Origin of the sequence: Burkholderia sp. 22PA0099 (assembly GCF_047497165.1) — a bacterium.
Taxonomy (GTDB): domain Bacteria; phylum Pseudomonadota; class Gammaproteobacteria; order Burkholderiales; family Burkholderiaceae; genus Burkholderia.
Genome location: NZ_CP163165.1, coordinates 1,880,634 through 1,896,236 on the forward strand (window position 1 = coordinate 1,880,634; position 15,603 = coordinate 1,896,236).

12 protein-coding genes and 1 pseudogene are annotated in these 15,603 nt (G+C 64.9%); 6 read left to right on the forward strand and 7 right to left on the reverse strand.

Annotated features, from left to right (window positions below):
- Positions 1-36: 36 nt before the first annotated feature.
- The 3 genes and pseudogenes from AB4851_RS23990 to AB4851_RS24000 form a co-directional block, all read right to left on the reverse strand.
- Positions 37-1,311, reverse strand: a pseudogene (locus tag AB4851_RS23990) (sugar ABC transporter ATP-binding protein); the annotation flags it as partial.
- Positions 1,312-1,346: 35 nt separating this feature from the next.
- On the reverse strand, positions 1,347-2,378 hold the full coding sequence (locus AB4851_RS23995) for an ABC transporter substrate-binding protein (protein ID WP_414451727.1): 1,032 nt from the start codon (positions 2,376-2,378) through the stop codon (positions 1,347-1,349).
- Between the two features lie 120 nt (positions 2,379-2,498).
- On the reverse strand, positions 2,499-3,644 hold the full coding sequence (locus AB4851_RS24000) for a LacI family DNA-binding transcriptional regulator (protein ID WP_414451728.1): 1,146 nt from the start codon (positions 3,642-3,644) through the stop codon (positions 2,499-2,501).
- A gap of 268 nt (positions 3,645-3,912) precedes the next feature.
- Between AB4851_RS24000 and AB4851_RS24005 the strand changes: the two genes are divergently transcribed.
- Positions 3,913-4,830 (forward strand): aldose 1-epimerase, encoded by a 918-nt coding sequence (locus AB4851_RS24005; RefSeq protein ID WP_414451930.1) that lies wholly within the window; start codon positions 3,913-3,915, stop codon positions 4,828-4,830.
- 240 nt (positions 4,831-5,070) lie between these two features.
- On the opposite strand, the gene AB4851_RS24010 is transcribed toward AB4851_RS24005, so the two are convergent.
- Positions 5,071-5,268: a CsbD family protein gene (locus AB4851_RS24010; RefSeq protein WP_414442058.1), complete on the reverse strand. Its 198-nt coding sequence runs from the start codon at positions 5,266-5,268 to the stop codon at positions 5,071-5,073.
- A 69-nt stretch (positions 5,269-5,337) separates the two neighbouring features.
- Positions 5,338-5,682 carry a BON domain-containing protein gene (locus tag AB4851_RS24015; protein ID WP_414451931.1) on the reverse strand — a complete coding sequence of 115 codons (345 nt, stop codon included), beginning with the start codon at positions 5,680-5,682 and terminating at the stop codon, positions 5,338-5,340.
- 568 nt (positions 5,683-6,250) lie between these two features.
- Between AB4851_RS24015 and AB4851_RS24020 the strand changes: the two genes are divergently transcribed.
- On the forward strand, positions 6,251-7,240 hold the full coding sequence (locus tag AB4851_RS24020) for a 2-dehydropantoate 2-reductase (protein ID WP_414451729.1): 990 nt from the start codon (positions 6,251-6,253) through the stop codon (positions 7,238-7,240).
- 71 nt (positions 7,241-7,311) lie between these two features.
- Here the strand turns inward: AB4851_RS24020 and AB4851_RS24025 are convergent, their stop codons facing one another.
- Positions 7,312-7,761 (reverse strand): MarR family winged helix-turn-helix transcriptional regulator, encoded by a 450-nt coding sequence (locus AB4851_RS24025; protein WP_414442056.1) that lies wholly within the window; start codon positions 7,759-7,761, stop codon positions 7,312-7,314.
- Between the two features lie 55 nt (positions 7,762-7,816).
- Positions 7,817-8,983 carry a glycerate kinase gene (locus AB4851_RS24030; protein WP_414451730.1) on the reverse strand — a complete coding sequence of 389 codons (1,167 nt, stop codon included), beginning with the start codon at positions 8,981-8,983 and terminating at the stop codon, positions 7,817-7,819.
- 433 nt (positions 8,984-9,416) lie between these two features.
- On the opposite strand from AB4851_RS24030, the gene tig reads away from it, so the two are divergent.
- From tig to lon, 4 genes are all read left to right on the forward strand, one after another.
- Entirely contained in the window at positions 9,417-10,763 is a 1,347-nt protein-coding gene (tig, locus tag AB4851_RS24035; RefSeq protein ID WP_414451932.1) for a trigger factor, read from the forward strand.
- 141 nt (positions 10,764-10,904) lie between these two features.
- Positions 10,905-11,558: an ATP-dependent Clp endopeptidase proteolytic subunit ClpP gene (clpP, locus tag AB4851_RS24040; protein ID WP_414442054.1), complete on the forward strand. Its 654-nt coding sequence runs from the start codon at positions 10,905-10,907 to the stop codon at positions 11,556-11,558.
- 155 nt (positions 11,559-11,713) lie between these two features.
- Positions 11,714-12,985, forward strand: coding sequence for an ATP-dependent Clp protease ATP-binding subunit ClpX (gene clpX / locus AB4851_RS24045; protein ID WP_414445522.1), 1,272 nt, complete (start codon positions 11,714-11,716; stop codon positions 12,983-12,985).
- Between the two features lie 199 nt (positions 12,986-13,184).
- Entirely contained in the window at positions 13,185-15,602 is a 2,418-nt protein-coding gene (gene lon, locus AB4851_RS24050; protein WP_414445521.1) for an endopeptidase La, read from the forward strand.
- Position 15,603: the final 1 nt, after the last annotated feature.

The window sequence follows — 15,603 nt, forward strand, 5'->3', positions numbered from 1 at the left end:
GGTGGGGTGGGTCGACAGGCAGCGCGCGATCAGCACCTTCTGCTGGTTGCCGCCCGACAGCGTGGAAATCGGTGCGCCGGGGCCGGCGGTCTTGATGCCGAGTTCCTCGATGTAGCGTGCCACCAGTTCGTCCTGCTTGCGCGTGGAGATGAAGCCGAAGCGCGAGATGCGCGGCAGCACCGAGGCCACCAGGTTGTCGCGCACCGACAGCCGCGGAAAGATGCCTTCCGAGCGGCGGTCTTCCGACAGGAACGCGAGGCCGCGCTCGATCGAGCGCGCCGGCGCGGTGTTGCGCAGCGCGCCGCCGTCGATCTGCACGTCGCCGCCCTCGGCCTTCTGCGCACCGAACACGGCCTTGAAGGTTTCGGTGCGGCCCGAGCCGAGCAGGCCGGCCAGCCCGACGATTTCCTTCGGCGCGATCCGCATCGACACGTCGCGCACCCGGGTGCGCCAGCGCAGCTTGTCGACCGTCAGCGCCGGTTCGGCGGAGGCGGCGGCCGACGAGGGGCGTTCGACGCGCCCGCCGTGGCCCTTGTTGTCGCGTCCGAGCATCGCGGCGATCAGCGCCGCGCGCGGCAGCTCGTGGGGCGTGCCGGTCTTCACGACCGCGCCGTCGCGCATCACCGTGAAGCGATCGCAGAGCCGGTAGCATTCGGAGAGCCGGTGACTGACGAACAGCAGTGCAATGCCGTCGGCGCGCAGGCGATCCACCACGTGGAACAGCACCTCGACTTCCGCGCCCGACAGCGCCGAGGTCGGCTCGTCGAGAATCAGCACGCGCGCGCCGAGCGACACGCCGCGCGCGATCGACACCATCTGCTGCTCGCCGAGGCCGAGCGCACTGAGCCGCGCAGCCGGATCGACGGCGAGGCCGTAACGTCGCAGGATCTCGCCGGCCATCGCGTTCATGCGGCGCCGGTCGATCAGGAGCCCGAAGCGACGCGGCTCGTGACCGATGAAGATGTTCTCGGCCACGCTGCGCTCGGGAATCAGGTTGATCTCCTGATAGACGGCACTCACGCCGAGGCGCTGCGCGTCGCGCGGCGAGGTGAACGCAACCGGCTCGCCGTCGAGATGCACGGCGCCTTCGTCGAGCGGGTGGAAGCCGGTCAGGATCTTGATCAGCGTCGATTTGCCGGCGCCGTTCTCGCCGATCAGGCCGTGCACCTCGCCGGCGCGCAAGGTCAGCGAGACGTCGCGCAGCGCGCGCACCACGCCGAAGGTTTTCGACGCGTGACGCGTCTCGAGCACGATCCGGCCGGGCGCATCGCGCCCGTCGCGGTTCGCATCGCGTGCTGCCGAATCGTTCATCGTGCTGGCTCCGGGGCGGGGTGCGGAAGGCTGGCTCAGTACACCGAGCCGGCGTCGAGCGACTTCTTCGCGTTGCTCTTGTCGTAGAGCGCGTCCTTCATGATCTGCTTCTGCGCGACCGGCTTGCCGGCGAACCAGTCGGCGAGCGACTGCATCGCGAGCGGGCCGAAGCGCGGGTTGGTCTCGACGTCGGCGGCCACGATGCCGGCCGAGATGTCGCGCACCACGTCCTTGGTGCCGTCGATCGACACGATGGTCACGCCCTTGAGCTTGCCGGCCTGGCGCAGCGCCGTGATCGCGCCGAGCGTCATCACGTCCGCGTGGGTGTAGACGGCGTTGACGTCGGCGTGCGAGAGCAGGATCTGCTCCATGACCTTCTGCGCCTCGGTGGTCGACCAGTTGGCGGTTTGCGCCGCCGCGATCTTCATGTTCGGGTAGGCCTTGAGGCCTTCGGCGAAGCCGTCGGTGCGCTGGCTTTCGACCGTGTTGCCGTAGCCGCCCTGGATTTCGGCGATCACGGCCTTGCCGCCGGTGGCGGCGGCGAGCGCCTGCGCGGCGCGCTTGCCCTGATCGAAGAAGTCGGAGCCGAGGAACGTGATGAAGTCCTCGCAGTTGGTGCCGGCCGTCTGGCGGTCGATCGTGACCACCGGGATGCCCTTGGCCTTGGCCTGCGCGAACGCCGGCTGGAGGCCCGTGGAGTTGTTCGGCGCGACGATCAGGGCCTGCGCGCCCTGGTTGATCATGCTTTCGATGTCCGACACCTGCTTGGCCGGATTGTTGTTGGCGTTCGTGTAAAGCAGGCGCTTGACGCCGGCGGCCTTGGCGGCGGCGCGCACCGAGGCGGTTTCGGTCGCGCGGAACGGGTTCTGTTCGTTTTCCGATTGCGAGAAGCCGACCACCAGGTCGTTGAGCTTGAGGCTGCCCGGCTTCGGATTGGTACAGGTTTCGTTCGAGGCGTTGCCGACCTTTTGCGCGGCGGTGTCCTGCGCGAGCGCGACGCCCGACCAGGCACCGGCCACGCACAGGGCGATCGTGACGAGGTTGCGATGCAGCGATGCTGTTGCCATGCTTGTCTCCGTTTATTGTTGACCCTACACGTTTCACGACGAGTTGCTGCTGGCGCGCCTGATGGCCGGAACCGGTCCGGCACGAACCCCGAGCGCAGGGGATTCAATTAATATTAACAGTCATGAATTAAAAATATTACCTCGGGTATCCCCGGATACGGCGACGGTTTCATGACCGCCTGCCTCGCCGTTTTTTTCGTCCGATGCTTCAGCCGATGCGCCGGCCGGCGGGCACACCGAACCGCGCTCGATCAACGGGCCGTCGAGCTTGATCGTGCGGTGCCGGAACGGCGCGCCGGCATCGCGGTTCTCGTGTTCCTGCAGCAGCGTTTCCACGGCCCAGCGGCCCAGCTCGTAGTTCGGCAGCAACACCGTGGTGAGCGGCGGATGCGTGTGCCGGGCGATTTCCTGGTCGTCGTAACCCATCACCGAGACATCCTCCGGCACGCGCAGGCCGAGCTGCTTGAGCGCCTCGATCGCGCCGATCGCGGTCAGGTCGTTGGCGCAGAAGATCGCGGTGGGCGGGTTCGGCTCGCGCATCAGCGAGAGCGTGTGCTCGAAGCCCTTGCCCGAGCTCCAGTCGCCGTCGCGCACCAGGTTCGTGTCGAACGGCAGATCGGCGGTGGCGAGCGCCTGGCGATAGCCCTTGAGCCGGTCCTTGGCCGCGTCCTGCCAGGTTTCGCCGTTGATGAAGCCGATCCGGCGATGGCCCGAGGCGGTCAGGAATTCGGTGGCGGTGTGGCCGCCCGTGACTTCCGACGGCACCACCGACGACAGCGGCCGCTCGTTGCAATAGCAGTTCAGCAGCACCGTGGGCACCTTCAGCAGCGCGGCCGGCACCGTCACCTTGCGGGTGTAGACGGTCGCGTAGATCACGCCGAGCACCGATTCGCTCGACAGCGCCTGCTGCAGCACGCGCTGCTCGATCTCGGCGTTGCCGTGCGTGGAGTACACGGCCAGCAGGCAGCCGTTGTTCCAGGCGGCGTCGCGCGCGCCGTCGATGCTGACGACCGGATGCGGGCTGGTGGAGATTTCGTCGGCGATATAGACGATCTGGTTGCGTTCGCCGGGCGCGGCCGGCGCGCTGGCGCGGGTCGGCAACTGGTAGCCGAGTTCCTCGGCCGTTTTCAGCACGCGCTGGCGCGTGTCGTCGGAGAACTTCGCGCCGACCGCGCCGTTCAGCACGAGCGAGACGGTCGATTGCGAGACGCCGGTGATCTTGGCGATGTCCGTCATGGTAGGACGGCGCTGCGTGGATTTTTTCATTCGAATGCGGAAACCGGGAACGGTGCGCGATGCGGCGGTCGCATCGGCGATGAATGAATTATTAGTAATAAATTGACGAAAATGCAATGGCTATGCGACGCTGGCGGAAATTACCCGCGAACCCGCCGCCATCGTCATGGGAGCGATTGTCTTGAACTGCCGTCCCGCCACGCCCCCTTCCTCCCGCCAATCGCAGGCCCCAGGCCCCGAGCACGCCGCCGAGCCGGTGGCGGTCGACCTCGATCGCACGATCCTCGATGATCCCGCGCTGGTTGTATTGCACGATGGTGCGCGCCGCGTGGTGATCGCGCCCGAATTGGGCGGATCGCTGGCGGCGTTCTACGATGCCACGCCGCACGGGCCGGTGCATTGGCTGCGCCCGGCCGGGCGCGACGCGCTCGATGCCGCCGATCCGCTGCTGCTGGCGAGCTTCCCGTTGATGCCGTATTGCAACCGAATTCGCGACGGGCGGTTCCGCTTCGACGGCCGCGACTGGCAATTGCCGATGGGCAAGGGCGCGCTGCGCCATGCGCTGCACGGCCATGCGTGGCGCCTGCCGTGGCAGGTCGTGGCACGCGGCGAGACTTCAGTGGAGTTGCGGCTTGATTACGAACCGGCCGACGATGCCGGCACGGCCGCCAACCCGGGCTGGCCGTTCCGTTATGCGGCCACGCAGCGGATCGAATTGCGCGCGGATGGCGCACTGTCGCTGCAGATCGCCGCGCGCAATCTCGACAGCCGGCCGATGCCGTTCGGCTTCGGTCACCACCCGTATTACCCGCGCAGCGCACCTACGCGGCTTCGCACGCGAGTGGCCGCGATGTGGCAAAGCGATGGCGACCTGCTGCCGGTGTCGCTCGACGCGCATCCGGCCGTCGAGGCGCTCGCGCAGGGCGTGGCCGTCGACGCGCTCGCGCTCGACAACAATTTCACGGGATGGGGGCACGAGGCCGTGATCGACTGGCCGGACGAGCGTCGTCGCCTGACGATGCGCGCCGAGGCGCCGCTCGACTGCTTCGTGCTGTATTCGCCGCCGGGCGAGCCGGTGTTCTGTGCCGAACCGGTCAGCAATACGACCGACTGGATCAATCTCGATGTGCCGGCAGCGGCGCGCGGCGGATGCGTGCTGGCGCCGGGCGAAGCGGTGCAGGCCACCATCGTCTGGGTGCCGGAAACGAATCTGTAACGAGGCGGGAGAAGGGCGGCCGGCGCGGAAAATAAAAAACGCGGTGTATCAGCGAACTGCTGATACACCGCGTCTTGCGCAATCCAGCCTTCGATATCAAAGAATGTGCGCGATCAGATAAATCACGACCAACAGTCCGATCGGCACGCCAAGCAGCCAGGCAATCAGGTATCTACCCATTTCGGCCTCCTTGCGTGAGCGCAGCGCGCACGCACGAAGGTGACGCGCCGCGGTTGTCGGTTAGAGCGTGCGGTCGAAGTCGTGCAACTGCTTTTCGACTTCGTCGCGAGCGATGCCGTAACGCTCCTGAATGCGGCCCGCCAGATATTCGCGGTTGCCGTCCAGCACCTTCAGGTCGTCATCGGTCAACTTGCCCCATTGGGCCTTCAGCTTGCCGGCCAGTTGCTTCCATTGGCCCTTGATCTTGTCTTCGTTCATGATGTCCTCCTTGGTCGTTGGGGAATCGGGCGCCGCGCGCGGCGGCGCCCCGAACTCACGGGTGAAGCGTTAGCCCTTCGACTTCAGGCCCGAATCGTCGACACTCTTGACTCCCTTGATCGACTTGGTGACGGCTACGGCCTTCTTGACGGCCGTCGACGACGGCAGCGCACCGGTCAGCGTCACCACGCCATCGACCGTCTTCACGCCGATTTCCGTGCTCTTGACGCCCTTGGTGGTGGCCAGTTCGGACTTCACCTTGGTGGTGATCCAGGTATCGGTGACCGGCTGATCCGACTTCATCGCGGCACCGTTGGCATCCGTGGTTTGCGCGTAGGCGGCCGGCATGCCGACCGTACCGAGCAACAGGGCAGCGCTCACGGCAAGCAGCGACGGAATGGTGATCTTGTTCATCTTGTTCATGGTGTCGTTCTCCGTTGAGTGGTGTCGTCAATGACGGGTTAATTAAATGCAATGCGCGTCATGCACGCGGTGGATCGGGAATCGGTGTCACGGGCGGCAAGCCCGGTGGCGGCACCGGAACGTCCGGTTGAGGCGTACCCGGTAAATCCTGGCCGGGCGGCGGATCGCCTGGAATCGGTTGGGGCGCGATCGGTTGCGGATCGGGCGTGATATGTAAGTGCTGCATCGCCTGTCTCCTCAGTGGAAGTGGCAGTTCGTTCAGAATACGGTGGCGATGTCGCCGTCAACAGGGCCAAATGCAGGGGGCTTTCTAGTGCGTTTGCCCTGAAGCCGGTGCTCACGTTTTGTTACGTTCGGCGGAATTTTTCGTGCCTGAAATCGGCCGGAAACCCGCCAGGGCTGGCGATCCGGGGCGTAACCGCTTGTGTCTTGTCGTGCCTGAACCGTTGCGCGTGCAACCATGTAACAAAAAGTTTTCAACAGGTGCATGCAGGTGCATCTTGAATGGCGATGCCGCGAGCGGCTTTGGGCATCATCGAACCTTTGAGGAGGCGTGCGTATGAATGCTTCACCGGTACGGGCCGCGATCGTAGGCCCTGGCGCGATCGGCGGCTTGCTGGCGGCGGCGCTGTCGCAGGCGGGTTGGACGGTGTCGGCGCTGGCGCGTGGGCAGACGCTCGCCGCGTTGCGCGGCGACGGCCTGACGGTCGTCGACGATCTTGGCGTGACGCGCCGCACGCCGCTGGTCGCCAGCGACGATCCGCGCGCGCTCGGCGAACAGGATTACGTCGTGATCGCGCTGAAGGCGCAGGCGCTCCCGGCGCTCGCCGCGCAACTGGCGCCGCTGGTCGGCCCGCGCACCACCATCGTCGCGGCCATGAACGGCCTGCCGTGGTGGTTCCTGCACGGCATCGGCGGCGCGCTCGACGGCCGTTCGCTCGATGCCGTCGACCCGGGCGGCGCGATCGCTGCCGCGCTGCCGCCGGTGCAGTCGATCGGTTGCGTGGTGCATCTGTCGTCGGCGACCGATGCGCCCGGCGTGGTGCGGCGCGTGGCCGGCAACCGGCTGATCGTCGGCGCGCCCGGCACGGCACAAGCGGCGCAGGCCGAGGCTTTCGCCGCCGCGCTGGCCGCGGGTGGTTTCGACGTTGAAACCACCGCCGATATCCGCACGCAGATCTGGGCCAAGCTGTGGGGCAACATGAACATGAATCCGCTCAGTGCACTGACCGGCTCTACGACGCTGGCGCTGCTCGACGATCCGGACACGCACGCGCTGGCGTTGCGCATGATGGACGAGGCGGCGGCGGTGGGCGAGCGGCTGGGCCTGTCGACCGGCATGAGCAGCGTCGAGCGCACGGCCGTGACGCGCCGGCTCGGCGCGTTCCGTACGTCGATGCTGCAGGATTTCGAGGCGGGCCGGCCGCTGGAAATCGCGCCGATCCTCGGGGTTTTCCCCGAACTGGGCCGTGCGCTCGGCGTGCCGACGCCGTTTTGCGACGCCGTGTTGGGCCTGCTGCGCCAGCGTGCGCGCAATAGCGGCCTATAGCCAGGCAGGAATTGCGGCGCATCACGCAAAACAGCCGGCTGCGGAAGCCGGCTGCTTGAAGCGCGCGGCGCTTACTCGATGCGTTCGCGCGTGCTGGCGATCAGCTTGTCGAGCGCGCGTTCGAGCGCGGCGTGCTCGCTGTCGGTCAGGCGTTCGGCCAGATCGGCGTTCCAGCGCCGCGCCAGCGTCATGATCCGGCGGTTCAGCGCCGTGCCTTCGCGCGTCAGGCCGATCACCACCACGCGGCCGTCTTCGTCGCTGGTGGTGCGTGTCAGCAGACCCTGATTGATCAATGCTTCGGCGGCGCGGCTCGCCTGGCTCTTGTCGAGATGCGTGCTGCGTGCGAGTTCCATGATCGAGAACGGCCCGAAGGCCCCGACCGAGGTGATCACGCGGGCTTCGGGCAGCGTGATGCCGAGCTTGTCCCGGTAAAGCTCGCCGATCGCGCGATCGGTGAGCTTGTTCAGCGTATGCAGACGCTGGGTCAGAAACTGGTCGAGTCCGGCTTGACTGCCTTTCATGGCGGTTCCTGGAGATAGGGCGGCGGCCCGATTGTTCCCGGATCGCCGCGCGCGGTCAACGGGGCGACGACGGCGCGGCGAGGCGGCCGAAGCGCAACCGGGTCAGTTGCTCGGCTTCGTTTTCGAGCAGACGCGCGGCGTCGCGGATCGCGACCTCGAGCGTAATCGGTCCCGGCGCCGGGGAAAAGCAGCCGTCGAAATGTACCGACAATTGGGACAGCGCGGCCGAATCCACGCCGCCCGACAGCAGGGTGGCGGGCACGCCGGCCGCCGCTGCGTGGCGGCACGCAATGAACGGCGCCTTGCCGTGCAGCGTCTGGCCGTCGGAGCGGCCTTCGCCTGTGATCAGCCAGTGTGCGCCGTCGAGGGCCGCATCGAGCCCGATCTGGCGCGCGACCACTTCCGCACCCGCCTCGAAGCGCGCGCCGAGCAGATGCAGCGCGAAACCGAGGCCGCCCGCCGCGCCCGCGCCGGGCAATTCCCGTACCTGCCGGCCGAGCGCCGCTTCGGCCAGATCGGCGTAATGTGCGAGCGCCGCGTCGAGCTGCGCGACCTGATCGGGGCGCACGCCTTTTTGCGGCCCGAAGATCGCCGTGGCGCCGTGATCGCCGGTCAGCGGGTTGTCGACATCCGACATGCCGACGAATTCGGTGTCGGCCAGGCGCGGATCGAGGCCCGAGGCGTCGAGCCGGACGATATCGGCCAGCCGTTCCGGGGTGGGCTCGATCTCGCGCCCTTCGGCGTCGAGCGCGCGCAGGCCCAGCGCGGCCAGTAGGCCGGCGCCGGCGTCGTTGGTGCTGCTGCCGCCGAGCGCCACGAAGAAGGTGCGCACGCCGCCATCGAGCAACTGGCGGATCGCCTCGCCCATGCCGCGCGTGCTGCGCGTTTCCACCGGCACGGCCATGCCGACCGGATCGGTGATGCCGACGATTTCCGCCGTCTCGATGATCGCCGTGTGCGTATCCACCAGGCCCGCCGCGCTTTCGCGCGAGGCCAGCGACGCGCCCTTCACCGCGAGCGTGCGGCGTGCGCCCCCGTGCGCCAGCATGGCGTCGAGCGTGCCTTCGCCGCCATCGGCCATCGGGCACGAACGCACCTCGGCATCGGCGCGCGCGCGCAGGACGCCGGCCGCGATCGCGTCCGAAACCTGCTGCGCGGATAACGACCCCTTGAAGGAATCGGGCGCGATGACGATGACAGGCGCGGACGGGAAGGGCTGCATGGTGTCTCCGATGAGATGTTCGGTGGGTGTCGCAAGGGCTGTCTCAGCGGCTGCGGCGGTGGCCGAACCTCGGCGCGCGAGCCGTCGATCGAGACGGAAACGCGAGCTTAACAGGCCGGCGGCGTGCGGCGAATAGGCGGGGCGGTATGGCTGGAATCGGCGCGCTGGGAGCGGGAAGCGCGCGGGGCCGAGTGCGGGCGGGCGCCGCCGGCTGGTTCGAGGCGCTGCAATCAGGCGGGTATGGGGAAAATAGTTTGCTAGAATAGCCGATTCTTCCGGCCAAAGCCGTGCTTTTCATGCCGCAGGCGTCGCACTTTTCAACGTGGCGCCGACGAACGAGAACGGCGGCGACGCCGCGCGATGCATGCGTGTCGCGAGGCAGGCGCGGCAAGGAAACCCGATTCGCTCGAATAATTTTAGGACGATTGAAGCCATGGCTAACGTTGTTGAAAACCTCGGCAAGCTTGAACGCCGTGTGACGATCTCCCTGCCGAAGGAAGTCGTGCAGAAGGAGATCGACGCCCGTATTCAGAAACTCGCGAAGAACGTGCGCATGCCGGGCTTCCGCCCGGGCAAGGTGCCGCTCAAGATGGTCGCGCAACAATACGCGGGTCAGGTCGAGGCCGAAGTGCTGAGCGACAAGATCGGCCAGGAGTTCTTCGAAGTCAGCCGCGCGGAAAGCCTGCGCGTGGCCGGCCAGCCGAGCTTCGCACCGAAGGCGGAAGCCGAGGCCGACGCTTACGCGTTCGACGCGACGTTCGAGGTCTACCCGGAAGTCACGATCGGCGATCTGGCGACGGCGGAAGTCGAGCGTTCGACCACCACCATCGGCGACGCCGAGATCGACCGCACGCTGGACATCCTGCGCAAGCAGCGCGTCCACTTCCATGATCGCGGCGAAGCCGGCGAGCATGGCGACGGCGGCGCCGAAAAGGCAGCCCAGAACGGCGACCGCGTGACGGTCGACTTCGTCGGCAAGATCGACGATGTCGCGTTTGCGGGCGGCACGGCCGAAGATTTCCCGTTCGTGCTCGGCGAAGGCCGCATGCTGCCGGAATTCGAACAGGCTGCACTGGGCCTGACGGTCGGTGAAGCACGCGAATTCGACCTGACGTTCCCCGAGGATTACCACGGCAAGGACGTCGCCGGCAAAACCGCGAAGTTCACGGTCACGCTGAAGAAGGTCGAATGGCCGCATCTGCCGGAAATCGACGGCGAGTTCGCCAAGACGCTCGGCATCGAAGATGGCGACACCGCCAAGATGCGCAACGAGATCAAGGAAAACCTCGAACGCGAAGCCAAGCGCCGCACGCAATCGCTCGTCAAGAACCAGGTCATGGACGCCGTCCTGAAGATCTCGGAACTCGACGTGCCGAACGCGCTGGTCGAGCAGGATCAGCAGCGCCTGGTCGAATTGGCCCGTCAGGATCTGGCGCAACGCGGCGTGCCGAACGCCGAGAACGCACCGATCCCGGTCGAAATGTTCAAGGAACAAGCCGAGCGCCGCGTCAAGCTGGGCCTGGTGATCGCCGAGCTGGTCAAGGCCAACGGCCTGGAAGCGAAGCCGGAACAGATCCGCGCCGAAGTCGACGAGTTCGCCAAGAGCTACGAAGACCCGAAGGAAGTGGTCCGCTGGTATTATTCGAACCAGCAGCGTCTGGCCGAAATGGAAGCGTTCGTCGTTGAAAGCAACGTCGTCGAATTCGTGCTCGGCAAGGCGAAGGTGACGGACAAGGAAGTGAGCTTCGAGGCACTGGCCAGCGCATCCGCGCAGGCTTAAGCGTCGTTTCAGCGGCGTGCCGGCTGTCGGAGCGACGGCCCGCACGCCGTTTTTACGTCGGTGTCCGGGCCGGTGGCGCAATCGTTTCGCGCCACCGGCGCTTTCTTCCGTTCAATACTCATTTCGGACAAGGCTCATTGCATGATCAATCGCGCTGAATTGCTGAATACGCTGGCTTCCCATGCGCCGCAGGATTTCGAGACCAAGGCGCTCGGCCTCGTGCCGATCGTGGTCGAAACGAGTGGCCGCGGCGAGCGTTCGTACGACATCTACTCGCGTCTGCTCAAGGAGCGGATCGTGTTCATGGTCGGCGAAGTGAACGACCAGACTGCCAACCTCGTGGTCGCGCAGATGCTGTTCCTCGAAAGCGAGAATCCGGACAAGGACATCAGCCTGTACATCAACAGCCCCGGCGGTTCGGTGTCGGCTGGCCTGGCGATCTACGACACGATGCAGTTCATCAAGCCGGATGTGTCGACCTTGTGCATGGGCCTCGCGGCCAGCATGGGCGCGTTCCTGCTGTCGTCGGGTGCGAAGGGCAAGCGCTATGCGCTGCCGAACGCCCGCGTGATGATTCACCAGCCGCTGGGCGGCGCGCGCGGCCAGGCGTCGGACATCGAAATTCAGGCGCGCGAAATTCTGTATTTGCGCGAACGCCTGAACAAGATCCTCGCCGAGAACACCGGGCAGGATGTCGAGCGCATCGCACGCGACACGGATCGTGATAATTTCATGTCCAGCGATGACGCGAAGGCCTATGGCCTGATCGACCACGTCACGGCAAAGCGCCCGTAAGTCAGCAAACGGGGTGCCGCCCCAAATGGGGCAGCCCCCGCGCCTAGAGCATCTGCGGCAAGACCAGCGCAGCTGGCCAATACCCATGGCAGCGTCATGGGCGGCCGGCCAAACGGCGTATTATGTAACTCGTGTGTCCGGAGGCTCATACATTCATGGCGGACAAAAAAGGTTCGAACAGCGAAAAGCTGTTGTATTGCTCGTTCTGCGGGAAAAGCCAGCATGAGGTGAAAAAACTCATCGCAGGCCCGTCGGTGTTCATCTGCGATGAATGCATCGACCTCTGCAACGAGATCATTCGCGACGAAGCAGCCGCATCCGGGGTCGAAGCCAGTCTGTCGAAATCGGACTTGCCGAGCCCGCAGGAAATTCGCGAGATCCTCGATCAGTACGTGATCGGGCAGGAGCGTGCGAAGAAAATCCTCGCAGTGGCTGTCTACAACCACTACAAGCGTCTCAAGCACCTCGACAAGAAGGACGACGTCGAGCTGTCCAAGAGCAACATCCTGCTGATCGGGCCGACCGGCTCGGGCAAGACGCTGCTCGCGCAAACCCTCGCACGCCTGCTGAATGTGCCGTTCGTGATCGCCGATGCGACCACGCTGACGGAAGCGGGCTACGTGGGCGAGGACGTCGAGAACATCATCCAGAAGCTGCTGCAGAACTGCAATTACGAAGTCGACAAGGCGCAGCGCGGCATTGTCTACATCGATGAAATCGACAAGATCAGCCGCAAGTCGGACAACCCGTCGATCACGCGCGACGTGTCGGGCGAGGGCGTGCAGCAGGCGCTGCTGAAGCTGGTCGAAGGCACGATGGCGTCGGTGCCCCCGCAGGGTGGCCGCAAGCATCCGAACCAGGATTTCATCCAGGTTGATACGACCAACATCCTGTTCATCTGCGGTGGCGCGTTCGATGGCCTCGAAAAGGTCATCACCGATCGCACCGAGAAAACCGGCATCGGCTTCGGCGCGTCGGTGAAGAGCAAGCAGGAGCGCGATTCGGGCGAGGTGCTGCGCGAAACGGAACCGGAAGACCTGATCAAATTCGGGTTGATCCCCGAACTGATCGGCCGCTTGCCGGTGGTCGCCACGCTCGGCAAGCTCGACGAAGAAGCGCTGATGACGATCCTCGTCGAGCCGAAGAACGCACTGGTCAAGCAATACCAGAAGCTGTTCGCGATGGAGCGTGTCGAGCTGGAGTTGCGCCCCGGTGCGCTGCAGGCCGTGGCCCGCAAGGCCATTCGCCGCAAGACCGGTGCGCGCGGCTTGCGCTCGATCATCGAACAGGCGTTGCTCGAAGTGATGTACGAGTTGCCGACGCTCAAGGGCGTGAGCAAGGTCATCATCGACGACAACGTGATCGACGGCGATGGCAAACCCCTGCTGATCTACGAGGACACGCCCAAAGTGGCGGGTTCGAATTGATCGGCTTGACTGTCTGAAAGAAGCAAAAAAGCCGTTCATGGCGTCGTGAACGGCTTTTTTCGTTTAGTCTTGTGGGTAACACTGACTTTCTTCCGACCGGCGACTTTTTTACCGAATATTTCCCACGCGCTGAAGGCTTGCAATCCAATCTGCCGGCCTCAACTACCGAACAATTGATTCCACTCATGGGGAAATGAAAATGTCAGGCACCCAACTTCTCCCGCCGGAACGCATTACGCTCCCGCTGCTGCCGCTGCGAGATGTCGTCGTTTTCCCGCATATGGTGATTCCTCTGTTCGTGGGCCGACCGAAGTCGATCAAGGCCCTCGAAGCAGCGATGGAAGGCGGCAAGCACATCATGCTCGTCGCGCAGAAAACTGCCGCCAAGGACGAACCGACCGAAAAGGACATGTACGAGGTCGGCTGTATCGCCAACATCCTGCAGATGCTGAAGCTGCCGGACGGCACCGTGAAGGTGCTCGTCGAAGGCCTGCAACGCGCGCAGGCGCTGTCGATCGAAGAACAGGAAACCCAGTTCTCGTGCGAAGTGCTGCCGCTCGAACCCGACCATGCCGATAGCGCCGAAACGGAAGCCCTCCGCCGCGCCATCGTGTCGCAGTTCGACCAGTACGTGAAGCTGAACAAGAAGATCCCGCCGGAAATCCTGACCTCGCTGTCGGGTATCGACGAAGCCGGCCGTCTGGCCGACACGATCGCCGCGCATCTGCCGCTCAAGCTCGACCAGAAGCAGCACATCCTCGAGATGTTCCCGGTCATCGAGCGCCTCGAGCATCTGCTCGCGCAACTCGAAGCCGAGATCGACATCCTCCAGGTCGAAAAGCGCATCCGCGGCCGCGTCAAGCGCCAGATGGAGAAAAGCCAGCGCGAGTACTACCTGAACGAACAGGTCAAGGCGATCCAGAAGGAACTGGGCGAAGGCGAGGAAGGTGCCGATCTCGAGGAACTCGAGAAGCGCATCAACGCCGCGCGCATGCCGAAGGAAGCCAAGAAGAAGGCCGATGCCGAGCTCAAGAAGCTCAAGCTGATGTCGCCGATGTCGGCCGAAGCCACCGTCGTGCGCAACTACATCGACACGCTGATCGGCCTGCCGTGGCGCAAGAAGAGCAAGGTCAACAACGACCTGACGAACGCCGAATCGGTGCTCGACGAAGATCACTTCGGCCTCGAGAAGGTCAAGGAACGGATCCTCGAGTATCTCGCGGTGCAACAGCGCGTCGACAAGGTCAAGGCACCGATCCTGTGCCTGGTCGGGCCTCCGGGCGTCGGCAAGACCTCGCTCGGCCAGTCGATCGCCCGCGCCACGAACCGCAAGTTCGTGCGCATGGCGCTCGGTGGCGTGCGTGACGAGGCCGAGATCCGCGGCCACCGTCGGACCTACATCGGCTCCATGCCGGGCAAGATCCTGCAGAGCCTGACCAAGGTCGGCGTGCGCAATCCGCTGTTCTTGCTCGACGAAGTCGACAAGATGGGCATGGATTTCCGTGGCGATCCGTCGTCGGCCCTGCTCGAAGTGCTCGATCCGGAACAGAACCACACGTTCGCCGATCACTACGTCGAAGTCGATTTCGATCTGTCGGACGTGATGTTCGTGGCGACGTCGAATTCGCTGAACATCCCGCCGCCGCTGCTCGACCGGATGGAAGTGATTCGTCTGTCGGGTTACACGGAAGACGAGAAGGTCAGCATCGCGCAACGCTATCTGCTGCCGAAGCAGAAGAAGAACAACGGGCTGAAGGACGGCGAAATCGCGGTTTCGGAAGAAGCGATCCGCGACATCATTCGTTACTACACCCGTGAAGCGGGCGTGCGTTCGCTCGAACGTGAAATCTCGAAGATCTGCCGCAAGGTCGTGAAGATGTTGCTGCTGAAGACGGCAGCGAGCCCGGTCAAGATCGATGCCGGCAACCTCGACACGTTCCTCGGCGTGCGCAAGTACGACTTCGGTCTGGCCGCCAAGGAAAATCAGGTCGGCCAAGTCACGGGCCTGGCCTGGACGGAAGTCGGCGGCGATCTGCTGACGATCGAAGCGGCGGTGATGCCCGGTAAGGGCAACGTGATCCGTACCGGCTCGCTCGGCGACGTCATGAAGGAATCGGTGGAAGCCGCGCGCTCGGTCGTGCGTTCGCGTTCACGTCGTCTGGGCGTGAAGGACGAGGCGTTCGAGAAGCAGGACATCCACATCCACGTGCCCGAAGGCGCGACGCCGAAGGACGGTCCGTCCGCCGGTATCGCCATGACGACTGCCCTGGTGTCGGTGCTGACCGGCATCCCGGTGCGTGCCGACGTGGCGATGACGGGTGAAATCACGTTGCGCGGCGAAGTTCTGCCGATCGGCGGGCTGAAGGAGAAGTTGCTGGCGGCACATCGCGGCGGCATCAAGCTCGTGCTGATTCCGGAAGAGAACGTGAAGGATCTCGCGGACATTCCGGACAACGTGAAGAACGCGATCGAGATCGTGCCGGTCCGCTGGATCGACAAGGTGCTCGAACTGGCACTCGAACGGATGCCGAGCGCGCTGCCGGAAGAAGAGGCGAAGGCCGCGGCGCCGGTGGCCGAGGCGCCGAAAGATGCATCAACCGAAGTTGTGAAGCACTAAA